Consider the following 2,433-nt stretch of genomic DNA (forward strand, 5'->3'; position numbering starts at 1 on the left):
TATAGTCCAAATAAAAGTCCATGACAGCAAATGTATTGTTTGTTACATTATACACCATAAAGTCAGGAGAGCCGAAAATACTTGGCACAAAGCCCCAGATTCTCGAAAAACCCGGTTTCTTGGGTCTGAGTGCGATCTACCTTGTTTCCGATCTATTGCTATTTGGAGCGGGCGATCGCACTTTCTAATTTTTCTAATGCTTGGAGACTTCGGAGTTGTCAAGGGCGATCGCCCTCAGTGCGATCGAGTTTTGTGTTTGTTGGGAATTGACGAAAGGGCGATCGCGCTTCAACAGCCTTTTTGGAAGCAATTAGACAAGGTGGGGAAGAAGTGAGGAGAGAAGTGCGATCGCTTTTAGGAGTGAAGGGGCGATCGTCACTCAATCCCATGTCTATACAACTGTGTAAACAAGTTTATGTGACCAGGATTTTGACTACAGAGCAATACCGCAACTTGAAAGCCTATCCAAGAGATGTACTAAGGAATGAAAATTTAATAACCTCAGCGATGTATAATAAATAAATGAGTGAATATGAATAGGTTCATGTTTCGGTATGGATGTCAAATATTATACCTACTTGGCTCTGCTTATGTCGCCCATGATTTGTTGATTTGAATCATTGATTCTAACTTAATTTATGTATTACTCAGACGAAATTACTGCTTTAATGCTCCAACATCATCAGTCTTTATCTGAAAAAGACAAAAGAAGATATGCAGCGATAGAAGCCGTAAAACTTGGTCGTGGTGGAATCATTTACATAGCCCGAGTTTTGGGAGTAGACAGAAATACAATAGCCAAGGGCATTAAGGAGTTAAAAAGTGAATCAGAACACAGCAGGAATCACAAGAGAATTCGCCGACCTGGGGGAGGAAGAAAAACCAGGGATTCTCAGATACCTAATTTAAATGAGCGTTTTTTAGAAGTCTTAAAAAACCACACAGCCGGAGATCCAATGTCCGAAAAAATTAAATGGACAAATCTGACTCATCAACAAATAGTTGAAGGCCTAAAGGCTCAGGAAACAATAGTCAGCACAACAGTTGTTAAAAAACTTTTAAAAAAACATGGATATGTGAAACGCAAAGCCCAAAAACAACAAACAACCGGAGTCACAAAAAATCGGAATGAACAATTTGAGAATCTTGCTAGAATAACCACTGAGTATGAGTTGCGGGGTAATCCAATTGTTAGTATGGACACAAAAAAGAAGGAATTTATTGGAAATTTATATCGAGCAGGCAGTCTATATACTACCGAAGTTGTTACGACATTTGACCATGATTTTTGGAGTCTAGCTGACGGGAAAGTAGTGCCTCATGGAATTTACGATCTGCAACATAACCGAGGATATTTAAACCTGGGAATCAGTAAAGATACGAGTGAATTTGCTTGTGAATCGATTAAATTATGGTGGGTTAATTACGGAAAATTTATCTACCCTCAAGCCGATTCAATTTTAATAAAATGCGATGGAGGTGGCAGAAATAATTCTAATCATCACATCTTTAAATCAGATTTACAAAAGTTAGTTGACGAAGCTCAGGATAGAAATTAGAATCGCACACTATCCTCCCTATACCTCGAAATATAATCCGATCGAACATCGTTTGTTTCCTCACGTAACTAGAGCCTGTCAAGGAGTGATTTTTACTTCTCTTGAGTTAGTAAAAAAACTCATGGCAAAAACGCATACTAAAACCGGGCTTTCTGTCGTAGTAAATGTGATTGATAAAATTTATGAAACTGGTCGAAAAGTAGCTAATGGATTTAAAGAAACAATGAAAATTATTTTTGATGAATATCTACCAAAATGGAATTATCGTGCAGTGCCGACTATTTAACCAACGCTAAAGTTATTAAATTTTCATTCCTAAGTCGTAACAATCAGTCAGCCGTTGAGTTTCAAATGACCCACCATCTCGCCGCGAATAACTAGATCCTTCCCGGCAATAATTCGCCGTGGGAAGATGTCCATGTGGAGCCTGCATTGAAAAAGTAAGATCGTTATAAATTTTTAAACCAAGAGTCATTCTACCGGCACTGTCCTCACGGTCAGGAGTGTACCATCCTATCCGTCTCTCGAAACTCCCTCTTAATTCACGTTTTTTCTGACTTTCCTGATAGGAGGAGCTTGATTTACATAAAAACGATATTGTATCCTCTCCTAGTTCCGACATAATGCGCTTTTGTACACTAAACCCAAAGCGACCATTAGACATCTCCAAAAACAATTAAAGCCTTTGTGTAACGCCGGCTGTATGACGTAAATGCAATCATCCTAAATTAGCGACTCTGTACGCTGTAATAAGGCTTTGAGATATTTATTGTTGATAATTAAGCCAAAATATCTAATTATCTGCGTTGATTTTAACCTGATGATGTAGCAGATATTTCTCATGGTAATATTAGCGCTCTAATTCGCAACCTTA

4 protein-coding genes are annotated in these 2,433 nt (G+C 38.3%); 3 read left to right on the top strand and 1 reads right to left on the bottom strand.

Translation table 11 applies throughout. The features are described 5' to 3' along the window. The 3 genes from QUB70_RS32320 to QUB70_RS32330 form a co-directional block, all read left to right on the top strand. Positions 1–334 (top strand): hypothetical protein (locus tag QUB70_RS32320; protein ID WP_332985887.1); only part of this gene is annotated, 334 nt, incomplete at its 5' end. 304 nt (positions 335–638) lie between these two features. Continuing rightward, positions 639–1,559, top strand: a complete 921-nt coding sequence (locus QUB70_RS32325) for an ISAzo13 family transposase (protein WP_332985888.1) — start codon at positions 639–641, stop codon at positions 1,557–1,559. Then, positions 1,534–1,845 (top strand): ISAzo13-like element transposase-related protein, encoded by a 312-nt coding sequence (locus QUB70_RS32330; RefSeq protein ID WP_332985889.1) that lies wholly within the window; start codon positions 1,534–1,536, stop codon positions 1,843–1,845. The genes QUB70_RS32325 and QUB70_RS32330 overlap by 26 nt, the downstream gene beginning before the upstream one ends. 15 nt (positions 1,846–1,860) lie before the next feature. Here the strand turns inward: QUB70_RS32330 and QUB70_RS32865 are convergent, their stop codons facing one another. Further along, positions 1,861–2,223 (bottom strand): GUN4 domain-containing protein, encoded by a 363-nt coding sequence (locus QUB70_RS32865; RefSeq protein WP_442927868.1) that lies wholly within the window; start codon positions 2,221–2,223, stop codon positions 1,861–1,863. Positions 2,224–2,433: the final 210 nt, after the last annotated feature.

This window comes from Microcoleus sp. A003_D6 (genome assembly GCF_036702825.1).
Taxonomy (GTDB): Bacteria; Cyanobacteriota; Cyanobacteriia; order Cyanobacteriales; family Microcoleaceae; genus Microcoleus.

Bases quoted from the DNA above. Each gene is read 5' to 3' on its own strand.
- QUB70_RS32325 (WP_332985888.1), top strand. From the start codon at position 639: ATGTATTACTCAGACGAAATTACTGCTTTAATGCTCCAACATCATCAG.
- QUB70_RS32865 (WP_442927868.1), bottom strand. From the start codon at position 2,223: ATGTCTAATGGTCGCTTTGGGTTTAGTGTACAAAAGCGCATTATGTCG.